At 69.4% G+C, this 18,443-nt stretch carries 20 protein-coding genes; 3 read left to right on the top strand and 17 right to left on the bottom strand.

Annotation, left to right across the window (positions count from 1 at the left end; genetic code table 11):
- The first annotated feature begins 28 nt into the window (after positions 1 to 28).
- Positions 29 to 673 carry a hypothetical protein gene (locus ACVBEQ_RS21270; protein ID WP_447155401.1) on the top strand — a complete coding sequence of 215 codons (645 nt, stop codon included), beginning with the start codon at positions 29 to 31 and terminating at the stop codon, positions 671 to 673.
- A gap of 79 nt (positions 674 to 752) precedes the next feature.
- On the opposite strand, the gene menC is transcribed toward ACVBEQ_RS21270, so the two are convergent.
- The 5 genes from menC to ACVBEQ_RS21245 form a co-directional block, all read right to left on the bottom strand.
- On the bottom strand, positions 753 to 1,901 hold the full coding sequence (gene menC, locus ACVBEQ_RS21265; RefSeq protein ID WP_447155400.1) for an o-succinylbenzoate synthase: 1,149 nt from the start codon (positions 1,899 to 1,901) through the stop codon (positions 753 to 755).
- A 3-nt stretch (positions 1,902 to 1,904) separates the two neighbouring features.
- The gene (locus ACVBEQ_RS21260; RefSeq protein WP_447155399.1) at positions 1,905 to 2,852 is read right to left on the bottom strand and encodes a GNAT family N-acetyltransferase; all 948 of its coding nucleotides are present in this window, start codon (positions 2,850 to 2,852) and stop codon (positions 1,905 to 1,907) included.
- Positions 2,849 to 4,015, bottom strand: a complete 1,167-nt coding sequence (locus tag ACVBEQ_RS21255; RefSeq protein ID WP_447155398.1) for a M20 family metallopeptidase — start codon at positions 4,013 to 4,015, stop codon at positions 2,849 to 2,851. Before ACVBEQ_RS21255 ends, ACVBEQ_RS21260 begins: the two co-directional genes overlap by 4 nt.
- Before the next feature lie 78 nt (positions 4,016 to 4,093).
- Entirely contained in the window at positions 4,094 to 4,675 is a 582-nt protein-coding gene (locus tag ACVBEQ_RS21250) for a DUF4229 domain-containing protein (RefSeq protein ID WP_447155397.1), read from the bottom strand.
- 68 nt (positions 4,676 to 4,743) lie between these two features.
- On the bottom strand, positions 4,744 to 5,208 hold the full coding sequence (locus tag ACVBEQ_RS21245) for an Lrp/AsnC family transcriptional regulator (RefSeq protein WP_447155396.1): 465 nt from the start codon (positions 5,206 to 5,208) through the stop codon (positions 4,744 to 4,746).
- A 345-nt stretch (positions 5,209 to 5,553) separates the two neighbouring features.
- Here ACVBEQ_RS21245 and ACVBEQ_RS21240 point away from each other — a divergent pair, with 345 nt between their 5' ends.
- Both ACVBEQ_RS21240 and ACVBEQ_RS21235 read left to right on the top strand, forming a co-directional pair.
- Positions 5,554 to 5,751: a BldC family transcriptional regulator gene (locus tag ACVBEQ_RS21240; protein WP_447155422.1), complete on the top strand. Its 198-nt coding sequence runs from the start codon at positions 5,554 to 5,556 to the stop codon at positions 5,749 to 5,751.
- Between the two features lie 349 nt (positions 5,752 to 6,100).
- Positions 6,101 to 6,316 carry a hypothetical protein gene (locus tag ACVBEQ_RS21235; RefSeq protein ID WP_447155395.1) on the top strand — a complete coding sequence of 72 codons (216 nt, stop codon included), beginning with the start codon at positions 6,101 to 6,103 and terminating at the stop codon, positions 6,314 to 6,316.
- A gap of 437 nt (positions 6,317 to 6,753) precedes the next feature.
- On the opposite strand, the gene ccsB is transcribed toward ACVBEQ_RS21235, so the two are convergent.
- The 12 genes from ccsB to ACVBEQ_RS21175 all read right to left on the bottom strand — a co-directional run bounded on the left by ccsB (position 6,754) and on the right by ACVBEQ_RS21175 (position 18,433).
- Positions 6,754 to 7,866 (bottom strand): c-type cytochrome biogenesis protein CcsB, encoded by a 1,113-nt coding sequence (gene ccsB, locus ACVBEQ_RS21230; RefSeq protein WP_447155394.1) that lies wholly within the window; start codon positions 7,864 to 7,866, stop codon positions 6,754 to 6,756.
- 97 nt (positions 7,867 to 7,963) lie between these two features.
- Positions 7,964 to 9,727, bottom strand: coding sequence for a cytochrome c biogenesis protein ResB (gene resB / locus ACVBEQ_RS21225; RefSeq protein ID WP_447155393.1), 1,764 nt, complete (start codon positions 9,725 to 9,727; stop codon positions 7,964 to 7,966).
- Entirely contained in the window at positions 9,724 to 10,566 is an 843-nt protein-coding gene (locus ACVBEQ_RS21220) for a cytochrome c biogenesis CcdA family protein (protein ID WP_447155392.1), read from the bottom strand. Before ACVBEQ_RS21220 ends, resB begins: the two co-directional genes overlap by 4 nt.
- 12 nt (positions 10,567 to 10,578) lie before the next feature.
- Positions 10,579 to 11,214, bottom strand: coding sequence for a TlpA family protein disulfide reductase (locus tag ACVBEQ_RS21215; RefSeq protein WP_447155391.1), 636 nt, complete (start codon positions 11,212 to 11,214; stop codon positions 10,579 to 10,581).
- Complete coding sequence (locus ACVBEQ_RS21210) at positions 11,214 to 11,876, bottom strand: histidine phosphatase family protein (protein WP_447155390.1); 663 nt, start codon at positions 11,874 to 11,876, stop codon at positions 11,214 to 11,216. The genes ACVBEQ_RS21215 and ACVBEQ_RS21210 overlap by 1 nt, the downstream gene beginning before the upstream one ends.
- Before the next feature lie 93 nt (positions 11,877 to 11,969).
- Positions 11,970 to 12,509 (bottom strand): hypothetical protein, encoded by a 540-nt coding sequence (locus ACVBEQ_RS21205; RefSeq protein WP_447155389.1) that lies wholly within the window; start codon positions 12,507 to 12,509, stop codon positions 11,970 to 11,972.
- Complete coding sequence (locus ACVBEQ_RS21200) at positions 12,506 to 13,153, bottom strand: hypothetical protein (RefSeq protein ID WP_447155388.1); 648 nt, start codon at positions 13,151 to 13,153, stop codon at positions 12,506 to 12,508. The genes ACVBEQ_RS21205 and ACVBEQ_RS21200 overlap by 4 nt, the downstream gene beginning before the upstream one ends.
- 124 nt (positions 13,154 to 13,277) lie before the next feature.
- On the bottom strand, positions 13,278 to 14,141 hold the full coding sequence (locus ACVBEQ_RS21195; protein WP_447155387.1) for a hypothetical protein: 864 nt from the start codon (positions 14,139 to 14,141) through the stop codon (positions 13,278 to 13,280).
- A gap of 136 nt (positions 14,142 to 14,277) precedes the next feature.
- Positions 14,278 to 15,798 (bottom strand): bifunctional uroporphyrinogen-III C-methyltransferase/uroporphyrinogen-III synthase, encoded by a 1,521-nt coding sequence (locus tag ACVBEQ_RS21190; RefSeq protein ID WP_447155386.1) that lies wholly within the window; start codon positions 15,796 to 15,798, stop codon positions 14,278 to 14,280.
- 187 nt (positions 15,799 to 15,985) lie between these two features.
- Entirely contained in the window at positions 15,986 to 16,753 is a 768-nt protein-coding gene (locus ACVBEQ_RS21185) for a redox-sensing transcriptional repressor Rex (protein WP_447155385.1), read from the bottom strand.
- Between the two features lie 203 nt (positions 16,754 to 16,956).
- Positions 16,957 to 17,196: a glutaredoxin family protein gene (locus ACVBEQ_RS21180; protein WP_447155384.1), complete on the bottom strand. Its 240-nt coding sequence runs from the start codon at positions 17,194 to 17,196 to the stop codon at positions 16,957 to 16,959.
- Between the two features lies 1 nt (position 17,197).
- Complete coding sequence (locus ACVBEQ_RS21175) at positions 17,198 to 18,433, bottom strand: acyl-CoA dehydrogenase family protein (RefSeq protein ID WP_447155383.1); 1,236 nt, start codon at positions 18,431 to 18,433, stop codon at positions 17,198 to 17,200.
- Positions 18,434 to 18,443 lie beyond the last annotated feature (10 nt).

Raw genomic sequence — 18,443 nt, 5'->3', positions numbered from 1 at the left:
GTTACGGCCCGGCTGGCACCATGGGTGAATGTTCATCGCGGGAACACAGCGGTGGAAGATCACCATCGCGGAACCGGAGGCGCTCCGTATCGCGCTGTACGTCCGCGACGTCGCAGGGCTCGAACCGGTGACGGAACCTCAGATCCCGCCCCTCGATCCACCGGCCGACGTCTGGCCGGTGTGGTCCCGCCGCCCCGTCGAAGTGCAGAGTTCGGGCGGCCTGCGACTGCTCGGCGGCCGTGACATCGATCTCGAGATCGCAGCCGGCCAGTGGGCGCGCTGGTGGAGGCACGCGCTCGAGGTCGGGACGAGCGCCATCGACGATTTTCGGCCACCCGCTTTTGTCGCGTTGTCAGAGGTGCCGGACCTGCGCGCGCTGATGCAGCGGCACTTTTACAACGCGAGCCTCTGGTCCGACGGACTGAACGACGATCCCCGGGTGAGAGCCGCCCAGTCGGCGCCGGCCATCGGCCTCAACGCGTTGGTGCGTGATCTCCCGGACATGCTCGGGCGGCGGCCACGGCCGTTCGACCTGAAGATCACCGTGGTCGGTGTGCAGACCAAGAGGGCCTGGGTGCTCGCGCCGGACCATCTGCTGCTGACCAGACACCTGATCGCGGATCGGGAGAACGCCGTGGACTGGCTGCGGCCACGCATCCTCGCGCTGACCTGAGCAGCGCCGGCGCCGGTGAGGGCGCCGACGAAGCTCACAAGCGGCAGAGGGCGGCGGTCGTGGCGCGCACGGCGAGCCGTCAGGCGCCTTGAATCCACTCCGTTTCGACGGTGAACTCGTCCAGCGCGTCCTGGATCGGTTCCACCCCCAGCCCGGGCCCGGTCGGGACGTCGATCCGGCCGTCGTCGAGGACGAAGGGTTCGGTGATGTCCTTCGTGAAGAACCGATCGGAGGCGGACACGTCCCCGGTCAGGGTGAATCCGGGCAGTGCGGCCAGTGCGACGTTCGCCGCACGTCCCAGACCGGTCTCGAGCATTCCCCCGCACCACACCGGAATCCCGTTGGCGCGGCAGAGGTCGTGCATCCGTCGGGCGGCGAGGTAGCCACCCACCCTCCCGGCCTTGATGTTGATCACCTGGCAGGCGCGCATCGCAATCGCGTCCGCGGCCGCGCGAACCGACACGACGGATTCGTCGAGGCAGATCGGCGTGCTGATCAGCCGGGCCAACTCGGCGTGCTGGCGCAGGTCGTCCTCGGCGAGCGGCTGCTCGATCAGCAACAGATCGAACGCGTCCAACGTCCGAAGGGTCCGGGCATCCGCGAGGGTGTAGGACGCGTTGGCATCGACCTGCAGCTCGACGAGCGAACCCACCCGCTCGCGGACCGCCTCCACCGGGCCGACGTCCCAACCGGGCCTGATCTTCAGCTTGATCCGCACGTAGCCCTGCGCGAGGTAGTCGGAGACGACGTCGAGCAGAGCCGGGAGTGACGGCTGTATCCCGACCGACACACCAGACGGCACCGAGGCCCGCGTCGCCCCGAAGTACGAGGCGAGCGATCGGCCGGTACCGCGGAGCTGTGCGTCGAGGACGGCCATCTCCAGCGCCGCCTTCGCCATCCGGTGGCCGACGAACGGAGCGAGCAGCGGCTCCACGAGCTCGGCGGTGACGTCCCGGCCGGCGGCGCACTCGGCGAGCAACAGCGGGATCAGGAATCGCCGGAGTACATCGGCCGCGCCGTCGATGTACTCGGAGTTGTAGATCGGCATCTCCATCGCGACGCACTCACCCCAACCGAGCACGGCGATCGGCGAGCGGTCGTACTCCGCCTGCTCACCGACCACCCTGATCAGCAGGGCAATCCGCTCGTGCTGGACGCCGAACGAGGTCTCGAAAGGGCTGACAAGCGGCATCCGGATCCGCCGGAGTTCGACACCGGTGATCTTCATCGATCAGCTCCTTCGCACATCGCCGGGCGGTGTCCGCTCCAGCAGGTACCAACCATCCCGGGTGAAACCTGTGACTGTCCAACATCTGTCGGCCATGAGGAAGGCGAGCGCGGCACGCAACTCGTAACGCCACCGCAGTGCGAGGCCCGGTTCCGTCCGCCGAACGCGTTCGATGTCGGCCGGGATCCCGATCAGCGCGGTCTCGACGTCTCCGGGACCACGTCCGGCGGCAGGACCGCCGTCCGGCCCGACGGAGAGCAGGACCGCGGCGCCGCCGGCCCGCGCGCCGGGGACATGGGGTCCGATGACGGGGTCCGAGCCGACGGCCCCCTGCCGCGCCACCGACTCGGCGTCCAAGGTCGTCGCCGACCCGAGATGCCAGACCACCTCGATGCGGTCACTGGGCTGTCCCTTGTTGAACGCGTCCTCCATCGCCCCGTAGAAGTCGACGAAGTACGTCTCGGGGCGTGCACCGAGCCTGGTGATGTTGAAGAAGCAATTGCGGGCGATCAGCGGGTCGAAGGTCCAGGTGATGCGGGTCAGGCCACGCTCCAGCGCCCACTGCCGCTGGTGCCACTTCAGGGCGGCGCCGACACCGCGGCCGGCATCCCCAGGGATGACGCCGGTGATGTGTGAGTGCATCGCCGCGCCGAGTGGCTCGGTGAAGAACGCCGCACTGGCCCCGACGAGCCGGTCGTCCGCGGTCCGGTACGCGCCGACCAGATAATTGCCGCCGTGCCCGAGCGCGCGGAGCAGGTGCGGCTGAAGGTCGAACGCCTGCCCGGGCCCGATCCCCCAGACCCGCCCGAGCAGCGCACACGCCGCGGTCATCTGCTCGAGCGTCTCCAGCGGACGCACTGTGATGCCGGCCCGGTCCGCGGTGGCCGAAGCCGTCGTCGCTGCGCCGATGAGCAACTCGCGGGCTGTCCGGACCGGGACCTGCTGGGTCATGCCGACGCCGATCCGCTCCCCGATCGGCCCCCGACGAGCAGATCCTCGAGCAACGCCGCGAGCAGGGCGGTTCGGGGGACGAGATGATCGACGAGGATGTGCTCGTTGTCCGCGTGCGCCCCGCCGCCGACGGCGCCCAGTCCGTCCAGCGTCGGCACCCCGATGCCCGCGGTGAAGTTGCCGTCCGATCCGCCGCCGACGGTCGTCGCCGTCAAGTGCCCGAGGCCGTCCCGCAGGGCCAGCAGCCGTGCCCGCTCGAACAGCGCGGCACCCGACGTCGGCTCCATGGGTGGGCGATTCGGCTCGCCGTGCACCGTGAGCACCGCACCGGGCAGGGTCGGCCGCAACTGCTGCATCGCCTCGTGCACCCGCCACTGCTCCGCCACCGTCCTGGCCCGCACATCGATCTGGAGGTGCGCGGCCGCCGGCACGGTGTTCGTGGTGGTGCCGGACGCCGCGACGGTCGGCGTCACACTGGTGCCCAGCCGGCGGTCCCCGAGAACGGCCGTCGCGAGGATCACGTGGGCGAGCTCGACGGACGAATTGATGCCTTTCTCCGGCTCCCCGCCCGCGTGGGCGGCTCGGCCCGCGATGTCGACCCGGTACAGCGACGTGCCCTTGCGGCCGGTCTTCAGCGACCCACCCGGTCCCGCGCCCTCGAGGACGAAACACGCCTCGCAGCCACGGGCTTCCTCCTCGATCAGCGCGCGCGACGTCGGTGAGCCGATCTCCTCGTCCCCGGTGACCAGCAGGCACACACCGTCCAGCGGGACATCGCGGTCGATGAGCACGCCGAGCGCGTGCAGGGCCTGCACGAGACCAGCCTTCATGTCGACGGTGCCCGGCCCGCGAACCACAGCGCCGTCGACCGACCAGGGGTGGCCGGCGAGCGAGCCGAGCGGCCACACGGTGTCGTGGTGAGCGAGGATGACGACCCGGTTCGGTCCCGGCCCGAACCGCCAGCGCAGGTGACTGCAGCCGTCCACCTCGATCCGGTCGGGCTCCACGCCGAGCCGGTCGGCGCCGATGACGGCGATCAGGTCGGCGCTCTGCCGGACGGCCGCGAGATCGGCCGACGGTGACTCGCAGCGGACGAGCGCCTCGAGGTCGGCAAGCAGATGAGGCAGCCGGACGGACACCGCCGCCGGATGGGTTGCGGTCATTGCGGGTGCGCCCGGTCGGCGGTATCCGGGGCGGCGAAAGTCATGCTGCTCAGCCTAGAACGCGCCGTGTCGGCGGAATCACTCGATGACGTCGTCGCCGGTGAGCGCTGCCTGCAGCCGAGCCCGCTCGGCCCGCCGCTGCTGTGACGCGAGAGCGATCGCCTCGTTCACCCTGCGCCTCGGACCGGAGAACAACAGCCAGGCGAGCGGCAACTGCACGATGATGGCGAACATCAGGGCGACGATCAGCGGCATGAAGATCATCAGCACCGCGGTCAGGACGACCACCAGGCTGATTCGCAGGACGCTGTAGAGGGCGATCGCACCGAACAGCGATGACGTTCCCGCTCGGCTTCCGAGACTGCTGCGGTCGGCATTCTCACCGCCGGGAGTGCGACCGCCGGGAGTGCGACTATCGGGATCACCACGTCCGGGATCGCCGCTTTCAGCAACTCCCTCGTCGACACCGCCCGCAACGACATCACCCGCAACGACACCATCCGCAGCTGCGCGGCCTGCACCTGCACCGGTTGCAGCCGGACCAGCCGTGGCAACGCCGTCGTCGGCAGACAGCCGCGCACCCGTCGGATCCGGAACGGCCGGGCTCGGATCGTTCGGCACCGGGTTGTCGGGCACCGCGCCCCTCGCTGCTGCATCCACGGCCCCAGGGTAACGAGCCGCGCGAACTGCGCTCCCGGGCGCGGACCACCGCGCGGCGAGCGCCGGGATCACCGCTCCTCGGTGACCGCGCTGTCGCCGGTCGGACGGTGCTCGAAGCGGGTGGCCAACACGACTGTCGTCCTCGTACGGGCGACCCCGTCGATCGCCCGCAACTGACCGATGCACCGGTGCAGATGGTCGACGCTGGCAACCCGCACCTGGACGACGAAGGCCTCGTCACCGGCAACGCCATAGCAGCTCTCGACCTCGGGAATGGCCTCGAGTGCCGCGGCAATCAGCTCGTCGCGGCCGTACTCCCCCGGTTCGATGCCGACCAGCGCGGTGACGCCGAGACCGATGGTGTGTGGGTTGACGATCGCCCGGAAACCGGTGATCACCCCGGTCGACTCCAACTTGCTGACGCGCTCGTGCACAGCTGACGACGACAACCCGACGAGCCTCGCGAGCTCCGCGTAACTGGCGCGGCCGTCCCGACGAAGGGCGTCGACCAACCGGCGATCCACCGCGTCCACCTGGGCACCGCCTTCCCCCTTGGATCCGGAACGCAACCGTAGCCGCGACCGGCGCACATCCGGCACCCACCTCCCGGGCCCCCGCCGGCCCCAGGAAAAAAAGAAACTCTCGTCGGATTGGGGTGTTTAGCCGGTTCTCGGCAGGGGTAACTAGGTCTGCGAAACCCGATCCCTACTAAGGCACTTGTCAACGTAGAATCGGGCAACACGTACCAAGGCCGTCGTGCGGCAGCCGGAAGTACACAAAGATTGTCCGCACAAATCGCATCGAATGCCGCACAATGGACAAACGCCGACCCGGCGGACGAGGCCAGTCGGGGCCCGAGTAGGAGGTGGCACGTGACCATGGATTCTGAGAGGTTGCTGACCCCAGGAGAGGTTGCCCTGATGTTCAGGGTAGATCCCAAGACCGTGACCCGGTGGGCTTCCGCCGGTCGTATCGGTTCGATCAGGACTCCTGGTGGACATCGCAGATTTCGCGAGTCGGAGGTGAGCGCTCTGCTTGCAGACCTCACTGTCGATGCCTCGCGTTCGACAGCCTGATCTTGCTGCAGCGTGGTGCGCTCTGCGCGCATCACGGGCATCGGCCTGCACCATTCGGCCGTGCAACGTGCTCGCGCGGTACTGCCGCACGGTGAGCAGGGCGTGGCCCTGGCAGCACCACGCGTGACACCACAGCACTGACACAGCGCCCCGGATCGCCTCGGCGATCCGGGGCGCTGCGCTGTCCGAGGGTTCTGATCACCGGCCGGTCTGTGAGCCGCCGGCCAAGTGGATCTTCGATGACCGCCTGTCGCACCGTCCTTGACCGGTGCGGAACGAGTCACCCACATTGGGCCAGTCGATCGGCACGGGATGTGCGTACTCTGATCAGCAGAGAAGGAGGTGGCCGATGTACATGCTCGTGGCGATTGCCGTGACGATTCTGGTGATCGCGCTGGCCTGGCGCGGTATCGGCGCACGGACCCCTGGCGGCGACTCTTCCGGTCCCGGCCTGAGCAGGCCCCAGCGCCCGTCCCGTCCGACCCGCACCCTCGCACCCGACGACGATCCGGAGTTCCTCAACGAGATCGACCGGAAGTTGCGCGGCGAGGACAAGTCGGGCTGATCTTTCCGGAGCGGGGCGATCCCACCTGCCCGACCACGTCAACACTGAGCGATACGCACAACATCGGCTTCCGTGTTGCCAGAGTGCCCGGCTCGAGCACATCGGAGCCCAGGCTTCCGCACGGCCCACGGCCTCACGCTCCACGGCTTCACCCTCCAGGGCCTCACCGTCCACTGCCTCACCGTCCACTGCCTCACCGTCCACTGCCTCACCGTCCACTGCCTCACCGTCCACTGCCTCACCGTCTCAAGGGCCCAGCGCGATAGGCCAAGGGCCTAAACAAGCCCGCTACGCGCACCGCGCAGGCACCGCCCGGCGCGGCAGCCCGCGACAGCCCCGATCAAGGGCAGACAATCTCACAACAAACAGCAGCCCGGCCGGGTGGCCGGGCTGCTGCTGTATCGGACGGCGGGAGTGCCCCTTCAAAGCGCCCCGGGTCAATTCAGGCCGGCGTAGGAGTGCAGGCCCGAGACCACCATGTTGATGAAGAACAAGTTGAACAGGATGGACGCGAACCCGACGACCGAGATCCAGGCGGCGCGGCGCCCGCGCCATCCGGCGGTCGAACGGGCGTGCAGGTATGCGGCGTAGATGACCCAGGTGATGAAGGCACAGGTCTCCTTCGGGTCCCAGCCCCAGTACCGCCCCCAGGCCACCTCTGCCCACATCGCACCGGCGATGACCGCGAAGGTGTAGACGGGAAACGCCACGATCGCAGTGCGGTAGGCGATCCGGTCCAGCGTCGCGGTGGACGGCAGGCGACCGAACACCGACTGGCGGGCCGGGGCGCTGAGCACCGGAACGGAGGCGTCAACCTGGGCCCCGGAATCGGTGGCCCGCCCGGTCTGAGTACCGGTCGCGGGCTTTTGGACCGCCAGCGCATCGCTCGCCCGACGGTCCACCCGGCCACGCAGCAGGTACAACACCGAGGCAGCGCCACTGACCATGAGCACGCTCGAGGAGAGCGCGACCGTGGTGACGTGAATCCACTTCCAGTAGGAGTTCAGGGCGGGGACCAGAGGCGCTGCCGGCACGTAGAGCACGGTGCCGGCGACGAACATCAGGACGACCACCGGGAGCAGGACGAACATCCCCATCGTCCGGGCGCCGGTGCGGGCCAGCACGACGAGCCAGCAGAGCACGGCGGCGGCGCAGATGACCGAGGTGAACTCGTACATGTTCCCGAGTGGGAGCCGGCCGGTGGCGATGCCGCGGGCGACGATCGACAGCAGGTTGGCCAACAGTCCAACCGTGGTGACGACGACGGCGGCGCGGCCGAACCGCTCGCCCCACGGCGCGCGCTCGCGCGCGGGCAGCGCTCCGATGACGGCCGGGTCGGGGCCGCCGGGTCGGGTCAGGGTGGAGGTCGCCCCCCGTCCTGCAGCGGCCGAGGCCGAGCGGGCGCCGACGGCGGACCCGACCTGGTCCGCGGGAACGTCACCGCCGCGGCGCGACGCGAACTCGATGGCATAGCAGACCAGCGCGACGACGTAGCCGGCGAGTGCCGCCTCGAAGGCAAGGTCGGAGATCTGTGCCCAGGTTTCGTTCATGACGTCGCTTCCTCTTCCTGCGCGTGCCGGGCGTGCGCCCGCTGTCCCACTCCGGCTGCGACTCCCGTCGCGCCCCAACCACCGCGTATCGAGAACCTCATCGACGGCGACCGGCCGTGTCGGGTGCCTCGACCAGGCCGGCGAGCTTCTCGAACTCCTCGCCGTACCCGGCTTGATCGGTGCGGGCCAGGCCGCCGATCTCCACCACGGTACGGTCCGCGCGGACCCCGACTCCACCGCCGGCACGATCCGATTCGCCGGCACCCGCACCATGGACCGCGCCCCCGGCGGGCCGCAACCTGAACCACACCCGCCGGCGCTTGCAGATCAGCGACACCATCAATCCGACCAGCAGGGTGACGGAGAAAACCAGAGCCCAGACCTGCGCGGGGTCGAACGAGGTCTGCAGCGACACCCACTCGTTGAAGCCGGTGAAGGTGATCGAGGTGCCGTCGTCCAGGGTCACCGACTCGCCGACCGTCAGGTTCGTCCGCGCCTGTTTCGTCAACAGGCCGCGATCAACCTGGGCGGTGTCGATGGAGAAGACGGACTGCGAGCGCCCGCCCTCCATGCCGAGGTCACCGCGGTAGATGTCCACGGCGACCCCCGGGTTGTCGGGGGCCGGGAAGGACGACGTCATGATGCCGCCGTGCAGCGTCGCGGTCGGGGCGAAGATGCCGACGATCGCCAGCTGCTGCTTGCGGACCTCGTCACCGGTCGCGCCGGGCGGGTCGAGCACCTTGACGGCGCCCTCGGAGGTGAAGTTGGGGTCGTTCGCGGCGGGCGCGAACGGCTGCGAGTAGTCCCTGACGGTGCCGTCCGGGTAGGTGATCCGAAAGTGCGGGGTGAATCCGTGACCGAGCAGGTACAGCCGCTCGCCGTCCAGCCGCAGCGGGTCGTTCACCTGCAGATCGGCCGACTGCCACCGGTCGCTCCCGGCGTCGGCGCCGCTCTGCGAACGGACCTTCGCGAGGAATCCGCTGGCCTGGCCGGCGTCGGTATAGCTGGCGGTGAACTGCTCGACATCGACGCAGAACGGCGAGAGTTGGGTGCCGTCGACGAGCAGTCCGGGCCGGAAGTTGTCGTAGGACGCCGGTGACGTCGAACAGAACTGCGACCCGACGTTGACGATCACGGAGCCTTCGTAACCGACGAGCTTGCCGACGGCGATTGCGACGAGCAGGCCGACGAGGGACAGATGGAAGACCAGGTTGCCGACCTCGCGCAGGTAACCTTTCTCGGCCGAGATGGTGAGGACCGTCCCGTCACCGGCGTCACCCCCGGCACCGGGCCGCTGCTCGGTGCGCCGGGCGATCCGCCAGCCGCGGAGGCCCGTGGTGATCCGATCGGCGACCTCGCCCGGCGAGCCCGCGACCTCGGCGCCGTAGTGATGGGGCAGCCGGAACAGGTTGCGCGGGGTCGCCACCGGCGGCATCCGCACCTGGCCGGCGAACTCGATGGTGCGCGGCAGCAGGCACCCGATCAGCGACACGAACAGCAGCAGGTAGATGGCCGCGTACCAGGGGGACGCGAAGACCTCGAAGAACCCGAACCGGTCGAGCCACGGCCCGATTGTCGGGTGATCGAGGATGTACTGCCCGGTCTTGGCCGAGTTCAGCGACCACTGCGGCAGCAACGCCCCGGGCAGCGACGCGAGGGCGAGCAGGAACAGCAGGATCAGTGCGGTCCGCATGCTGGTGAGTTGACGCCAGAGGTTCCGGACCATCGCTCCCGCGCGGCCGAGCGAATTCTGCCGTCGCACCCGCGGGCCGGCTGAGCCGTCGGCGGCGGGCGCGGTTCCGTCGGGCTCGGCGTCGAGCAGGCCGCCGGAGCCGACGTGCGTCGTGTCCCGGACGGTCACAGTAGCGTCTCGATTCCGGCGAAGCGGCCCTGCAGCCAGGCGATGAACGTGCCCCACACACCGGTGAGCATCAGCGTGCCGAGGACGATCAGGCTGACCGCTCCGATCACCTGGATCGTCCTGCTGTGCCGCCGCAGGAAGCCCATCGCGTTGGTCGCCCAGCTGGCGCCGAACGCGAGCAGCAGGAACGGGATGCCGAGCCCGGCACAGTAGAACAGCACGAGGGACAGCCCCCGCCACGCCGATCCGCCCCAGTCGGACGCATTCGCGAGCGACAGCACGCCCACCAGTGTCGGCCCGAGGCAGACGGTCCAGCCGAAGGCGAACACCGCGCCGAGCAACGGCGCGCCGAGAACCCGACCCTTGGGCCGGACATGCAACCGGCGTTCGGCCTGCAGCGGGCGGATCAGGCCGAGCATGACGAAACCCATCACGATCGTCACCGCCCCGCCGACCCGCATCAGCGTCTCGCTGTTGACCAGCAGTGCGCGGGAGAACCCGATCACCGCGACGGACTGCGCCATGAAGACGACGGTGAACCCGAGCACGAACAGTGCCGTGGCGCTGACCGCCCTGCTCCGGACGCCGATGGGCACCCGCGCCTCGGGCCGGGCACCGGAGCCAGAACCAGACCCGGGCCCGGCACCGGACGCGCTGCCGGCGCCCGACACAACGGGGACGGCGGCCTCCGCGCCGACGAGGGATGCGAGGTAGGCCAGGTAGCCGGGAACGAGCGGGATCACACACGGCGAGGCGAACGAGACGGCACCCGCCGCCAGTGCTAGCAGCGCCGCGAGCAGATACGGCCCGGAGATCACGGTGTCCGTCAGTGTCGTCATTCCCGTTGCCGCTCAGGCACTCTCGGCCGCGATCGCAGACACCGTGTCGACGAGCTGCGCGGAGTCGGTGATCTCCTCGAGCCAGACGTGCGCGACCCGACCTTGCTTGTCGATGATGATCGTCGACGGGATCGATCCGGTCGGGAAGCCGCGGATGGACAGCAGTGTACGCATCGACGGGTCGTAGATCGACGGGTAGGACACGCCCTTGCTGGTGACGAAGTCGGCGCCGGCCGCCCTGGTGTCCTTGACATTGACGCCGAGGAACTGCACCCCCTGGCCCGCGAGCGCGGTCGCCGCCTCCTCGAGGTCGGGAGCCTCGGCCCGGCAGGGCCCGCACCATGATCCCCAGAAGTTCAGCACGACGACCTTGCCCGCGTAATCGGCCAGGGCGATGGTGCCGTCACCGGTGAGGTCCGGTCCGGACAGCTCACCGACCGTGCCGCGTTCGGCGACCGGGTAGGCGAATTCGGTTTTGCCGCCCGGCGAGACGAAGGTGAAGGAGCCGCCGAAAACGGTGGCGTCGTTGCCGGTGCTGCACGCGGCGACACCCGATGCGAGCACCGCGACAGCCGCTGCGGCGACGAACCGGTGCAGCCAGGGACGGCGCTGTCGGTCCGCGATCGAGCCCGCGGTCACGCCCGCCATCACGCCTGCCCGACCGGCGGCGGCACGAGCATCTCGACGTCCGGATCGTTGACGGCCGCGATGTGCCGAACGGGTTCGGAGTAGCTGACGCCCGTGAAGACACCATCGGTGAAGGACATCGACGTCAGCGAGGCCACCGTGCAATTGCGGTGCCGGGGGTCGTGCCAGAGCCGGCTGCCCTGCAGATACCGGCGGGCCGTGACGATCGGCAGCTGGTGCGAAACCAGCACCGCCTGATGCCCTTCCGCCGCGTGCACGGCGTCGTAGATGGCGGCGAGCATCCGGTGCGCGATCTCCAGGTAGGGCTCCCCCCACGAGGGCAGCCGGGGGTCTCGGAACTTCGTCCAGCTCTGCGGGCCGAGGGTGTACCGGTTGAATCCGAATTCCCTGCCCTCGAAGACGTTCGCCGCTTCGATGACCCGATCATCGGTGACGACGGAGAGCCCGAACCGATCGGCGAGCGGCGCCGCCGTCTCCTGCGCTCGCTGCAGGGAGGAGGCAGCGAGATAGGTGATGTCTGCCCCGGCGAGGTGATCGGAGACCCCGGCGGCCATTGCCTGGCCGGACGCCGCGAGCCTGTACCCGGGCAGCCGGCCGTACAGGATGTTGCCGGGGTTGTGCACCTTGCCGTGACGGAGCAGGTGGACGACGGTCGCGCTCACCGGATCCGACCGGCGGCGGCGAGCAGGGCAGTGGGCACACTTGAATTGTTCCAGGCTCGGCGGGCTTCGGTGCTCACGGCCATGTCGGCCCGATCACGTCGCGGTGCCTCCCGGGCGTGAACGCGACCAGCGAACGATGTCGGCGACCGCGAACAGCAGGAACAGCACCGCGAGCAGGGCGGCCCCCGCACCGGCGGTGATCCACGGGCCGGAGTAGCGGGTGATGGGCGTCTCGGTCGTGCCGGGCAGGAAGGGTGGGAACTCGTCCGTCCTGATCCCGTTGCGTACCAGCAGCAGCGCCGACACAGCGGACGCGATGCTCGCCACGAAAGCGACACCGGCCCGCAGCGCGGAGCCGGCCCGTCCGGACCCGTCCTCGGTCGCAACAGCCTCGGCGCCAACACCCCCGGTGGCAACGGCCCCGGTGACAACAGCTCCTTTGGCCACAGCCTCGGTGGCAACACCGTCGGTGGCAACGGCCCCGGTGGCCACATCCCCGGGGGCCGCATGCCCGGGGGCCGCATGCCCCGGGGCCACAACCCGGGTGGCCACGTCGGCGAGTTCCGGCGTCGCGGGATCGACCGGCCGCGCCGGCATCAGCCCGTTCTCGGCACCGGCCCCCGTTGTAGTCACCCCTTGCGCCTGGCCTTGAGCTGCGCGAAGTAGACGCCACCCTTGCCGATGTAGCTCAGCATGACCGCGATGATCAGGATCAGGGTTGCCACGAGCGTGAAGAGGTTCGAGACCTGGAAGAACAGGGTCACGATGATCGACAGCACCACGGCGCCGGCGACGGTCAGCCGGCTCCATCCGGTCCCGGACCGTAGGAACCAGCCGCCCACCGCGGCGATGAGCCCGATGACGACGATGATCACGCTGATGATGATGTTCTGCGTCCTGGCCGCGGAGATCGTCTCGTCGGTCAGCGGCCGGTACTGCTTGCAGGACTCGGCACGGCTCGTATCGTCCGTGGTGGCGCCGGCCGGGACGACGACGGCGTCACCGATCCCGCCGAAGTCCGTCACACATTCCGCAATGGCGTCGTTGTAGGCCTTGACGGCACTGTCGAGTTGGGCGTCTGTGGTCGCCAACGAGACGCCGCCGATGAACAGGAAGACGACGCCGGCGAGCATCGACATCACGGTGGCCGCGATGACGGTGCGCGGTGGCCGCAGCGGTTGACCGTCGTCCACGGGCAGCGGCGGCGGCGTCATGGCCGCGCGGAACGATTCGAACAAACCGGGGCGCTTGCGGGGATCACCCGAGCCGAAACTCATGCACCTGAACCTACCGGGCATCCGGTGGGTTCAGGTGCACGTCAGAACCGGCGGCGGCGTCTCCGGGGGCGATCTCCTGTCAGCGTGGTGTGAGCGGCAGGACCAACTGGGGCTGAGCGAATGGTCAGCGCGGGTACTGCCGGAACGCCTTCGACTGCTTGAAGTACTCGTTGGACTGCGGCAGGTACATCAACACGATGCCGGCGATGGCGATCAACGCGCTGATCCACGGAACGATCGATGATGCACCGGAGCTCATCGATGAGTAGGTCTCCCCATTAACGGTGACAGAGCTCGTGGTCGGCGTGAGCGCGCTCAACACACTCAACGCACCAAACACGGTGAGGACGATGCGCGCCCAGTTTCGGCCGGCGTACATCTTGAACGCGAACAGCAGGTACACCGCGGCAAAGATGAGAAACACCACGATCGCGAAGATGCGAACCCCGTTCACAAGGGATTGAACGTCGATCGTTGTCTCTCCCGATTGCCTTACACCAGCCTGTAGCGCCTGGTCCCACACCGAGCTGTTCAGGGTGACGATCAGCGAGATCAGCGAGACCACGGTGGTCCCGATCCAGCACCAGAACGCCGCGGTGACGGTGATCGGCCGGACGGGCGGCGTGCCCTGCGCGACCCCACCGGGGTACTGGCCGGAGTAACCGCCGTACCCATGTTGGGGACCGGGATAGCCACCCTGGGGCGGATATCCGCCCTGCGGCGGGTAGCCCTGCTGGCTCGGGTATCCGCCCTGCTGACCGGGGTAGCCGCCCTGCTGGGCGGGATAACCGCCCTGCTGGGCGGGATAGCCGCCGGGTGCGGACGGGTAGCCGGACTGGCCGGGATAGCCACCAGGCGCACTCGGATAACTCGACCCACCCTGACCCGGATATCCCTGCGGGCCTGCCGCGAAGGGGTCGCCGGGCTTGCCGGGTCCGGCCTGATCGGGCTGGTCGGAAGGGTTACCGGGATAGCCAGGAGTACTCATGCGCAAACGGTAGCGCGCGGGGCCGCCGAAACTGCCGGTAACGCTCCGAAAAGATCACCGATCCGTGCAGGTGGGGCCGCTGATCGCCATCGACCCCATCACCTGAGCGCCGGCTGGTTCGGCAGGACCGGGGAGCTCAGCGCCGCCGGGGCGACTTCCGCGGTGGCGGCAGTGCACCCTCGGCCCTGAGCCGGGTCGCGTGCTCGGCGAGGGAGTCGATCAGCGCGCCGATCTCGGCCACCTCCGGCTGCACATCCACCCGGAGCCCGAACTCGCGCGCGGTCTCGGCGGTGTGCGGCCCCAGACAGGCGACGATCGAGCGGGAGTGTGGCTTGCCGGCGATGCCCACCAGGTTGCGGACGGTAGAGGCGGAGGTGAAGCAGACCGCGTCGAAGCCGCCGGTCTTGATCGCCTCGCGGATCGGCGCGGCCGGCGGCGCCGCCCGCACGGTGCGGTAGGCGGTGACGTCGTCGATCTCCCAGCCGCGCTCGCGGAGACCCTCGGCGAGTGTCTCGGTGGCGATGTCCGCGCGCGGCAGCAGCACCCGGTCCACCGGGTCGAGCACGTCGTCGTAGTCGGGGAACGAGGCGAGCAGACCGACCGAGGACTGCTGGGCGTCGGAGATCAGTTCCGGGATGATGCCGAGGGCCCGGACAGCGTCACCGGTAGCGCTGTCCACGCAGGCGATCCGCACGCCCGAGAAGGCCCGCGCGTCCAGCCCGAACTCGACGAACTTCTCCCAGACCGCACGCACCGAGTTGGTGGAGGTGAAGACCACCCACTGGTAACGGCCGTCGACGAGACCCTTGACCGCACGCTCCATCTGGGCCGGCGTGCGGGGCGGCTCGACTGCGACGGTCGGCACCCGCTGCGGGATCGCGCCGTGCATCCGCAGCATGTCGAGCATGCCCTCCGCGGGGTCCCGGGTCTGCGGGATCAACACCCGCCAGCCGTACAGCGCCCGCGATTCCCACCACGACAGCCGACCGCGTTGCGACGTACCCGCCCCGACGGTGACGACCAGCGGACCGACCATGTCCCCGCCGATCCCGTCGAGGGTGGCCAGGGTGCCGTCAACGGTCCGCTGCGTCGGCAGCGTCGCTCCGCAGGTGACCGATGCCGGCGTGTCACCCGCCATGCCCGACTGGGCGAGAAGCGTTGCGGTGTCGGCAAGATGACCGGCTGCGGCCTGCAGCAGCAGCATCCCCGGGGCGGCGGCCAGTCCGGACCAGTCCGAAGTGGACCGCACGTCGGCGATGGTGTGCACCGATCCGACCGCGATACCGGAGTAGGACGCGACGGCCGCCGCGGACAGACCGGGGATGACGTCGAACTGCACCGAACTGCGGGCGACGCCCTGCAGTTCCTTGATCACCGGATCGGCGGTGAGCACGTCACCGGCGACCAGTCGCACGACGTTCTGACCCGACTTCGCCGCCGCCATGAGCGTTTTCGCCACCTCGGCCGGTTCACCGACCGCCGGCCTGAGCTCGGCTTCGACCGCGAGCGCGGTGATCTCGGTGGGGACGTCCGGGTCGGTCACCACGATGGATGCCGCTCTCAGGGCCTCTGCGGCCCGCATGGTCAACAGACCCGGGTCGCCCGGGCCGGCGCCGACGAACGCGATCCGGCCGACGGTTCTGCGTGCACGGGTCATGACGTGCTCCTTGCGCGTGGAGGTGCGCCGGCGTGCAGGGTCTGCATCGCCGACCAGTGGACTGCCATCACGGAGTACCCGCGATCGGCTGCGACCAACGACGGGTCGCCACTTCTTGTGGGGAAATAAGTTGCGTCACAACGGGTGACGTGGGAACCGGTGAGGTGGGAGTGCCAACGGCCGCCGCTCATGAGGTCACCGCCACCGCCTCCGGCATTCCTGGCGGGCGGTAGGGCTGCACGGCCTGCGGCGGGTCGCTGCGCGCGCTGTCGTCCGCGGCGGCACCGGTGCGACGGGATTCGTGGAAGGCGAGTATCTGCAGCTCGAGCGACAGGTCGACCTGCCGGACGTCGACGTCGGCCGGCACGGCCAGGACTCCGGGCGCGAAGTTGAGGATCGAGCGGACACCCGCCGACACCAGGGTGTCCGCGACGGCCTGCGCGGCGCTGGCCGGCGTCGCGATGACGCCGATCGTGACGCCGAGGCCGCGGCAGACGCCCACAGCGGTGTCGATGTGCTGGATGGTGCGGCCTGCGACGTCCCTGCCGACCCTCGCTGGGTCGGAATCGAACAGCGCAGAAATGACGAACCCGCGACCCGCGAACCCCGGATAACCGGCGAGCGCCTGCCCGAGATTGCCGAGCCCGACGAGCGCGACGCGGTGAGCGCGGTGGGCGCCGAGGGTGTGGCTGATCTCCTCGATGAGCGTCCCGACGTCATATCCGACGCCCCGGATGCCGTAGGAACCGAGGAACGAGAGGTCCTTGCGGAGCTTCGCGGAGTTGACCCCTGCGGCCTCGGCGAGTTCTTCCGAGGACACGGTCAGGGGTTGTTCTCCGTCGCCGTGCAGGAGTCCGGTGAGGATCTGCAGGTAGACCGCGAGCCGGGCGACGGTGGCCTCCGGGATGGTGCGCGCACGGCCGCTCTCCCGAGCCCCGCCGACCTGCGCTGTCACCCGTTGCCTCCAGAGTGGGACCCGGACCCCACCCACGCCGTGGCGACCCACATGTGGTAGGTCCCCGGTGCGCGCAGCCTATCCACTCGTGAAGGCGTGCACAAAGTCGTGATGGGAGCTCGATCCCACCATCTGGGACGACACACGCGAAGGTGACTGCAGTCACGGGAGGTCAGGGCCCATGTGGTGCGGAATGGGCAGTTTCAGCCGAGCAAGGCCCTGCGCAACCGGTCCGGCTCCACGCGGTAGTAGCCGTGCTCGACACCGTCGACCAGGATGACGGGCACCCGGTCGCCGTATTCGGCACGGTCGTCGAGGTCCGCATCGACGTCGACGGTCGTCCACTCGGCACCGGTTTCTGCGGTAATCGCCTCCACCTGGGCGATCGCCTCCGCGCAGAGCGAGCAGTCGACACGGGTGTAGACGGTGACCAGGTGCGTCATCTCAGGACCTCGCCGTCTGGCTTGCGGCGTGTTTCAAAGCGGCTTGTTTCAACGCGGCGGGTTTCGACGTGGCGGGTTTCAGCGTGGAGTGCTTCAGCGAACGGCCGATGACCATCCGCTGGATCTGGTTGGTGCCCTCGACGATCTGTAGCACCTTCGCCTCCCGCATGTAGCGCTCGAGCGGATGGTCCTCGACGTATCCGGCACCGCCGAGCACCTGCACCATGTCGGTCGTCACGGCCATCGCCATGTCGGTGGCGATCAGTTTGGCCATCGCCGCCTCGGTGGAGAACGCCTTGCCGGCGTCCTTGCGCCGGGCCGCGTACAGGTAGAGCTGGCGGGCGGCGGCGATCCTGGCGGCCGCATCGGCCAACAGGAAGGACACCCCCTGGAACTCGTCGATGGTCCGCCCGAAGGCCACCCGCTGCCCGGCGTAGTCGACGGCGATGTCGAGAGCCGCCTGGGCAAGACCCACCGCACAGGCCGAGATGCCGAGCCGGCCGGCATCGAGAGCGGCCATGGCAATGCCGAAACCCTGACCCTCGTGACCGATCCGCCGGTCGGCGCTCACCCGCACACCGTCGAACAGCACCGGTGTCGTCGGCGAGGCCCGGAAGCCCATCTTCCGCTCGGGTGCTCCGGTGCTAACCCCCTCGGCCGAAGCCGGAACCAGGAACGTGCTGATGCCCCGGGCGCCGTCGTCGCCGGTTCGGGCGGCTACCAGCAGGAAGTCGGCGACCGGCCCGTGGGTGATCCACGCCTTCTCGCCGGTGAGCACGTAGTCGCCGCCGTCCCGGACCGCCCTGGTCCGCATCGCGCCGGCGTCGGAGCCGGCGTGCGACTCCGACAGGCAGTACGCCCCGATCGTGCCGCCGCCGAGCATCTCGGGCAGGAACCGCTCCTGCTGTTCGCGGCTGCCGAAGTCGGCGACCGCGCTGCAGGCGAGCACGTGCACGCTGGTGCCGAGGGCGACGGTCGCCCAACCCCGTGCGAGTTCCTCGAGGACCTGCAGGTACACCGACGCCGGTTGGCCGCCGCCGCCGAATTCCTCCGGATAGGGCAGTGAGAGCAGCCCCAGCTCACCGAGCTGGCTGAACAGCTGGCGCGGGAACGAGCCCGCGGCCTCGGACTTGTCCGCCCGCGGCCGGAGTTCCCTGACGACCAGCTCCCTGGTCAGTTCGAGCAGGTCGGCGGCCTCCGCGGTGGGTAACTCGCGGTCGACGACGGTGCCGGTCATGGTGTGGTTG

Source organism: Nakamurella sp. GG22 (genome assembly GCF_052976845.2).
This window is presented reverse-complemented; position numbering and strand designations above follow the sequence as displayed.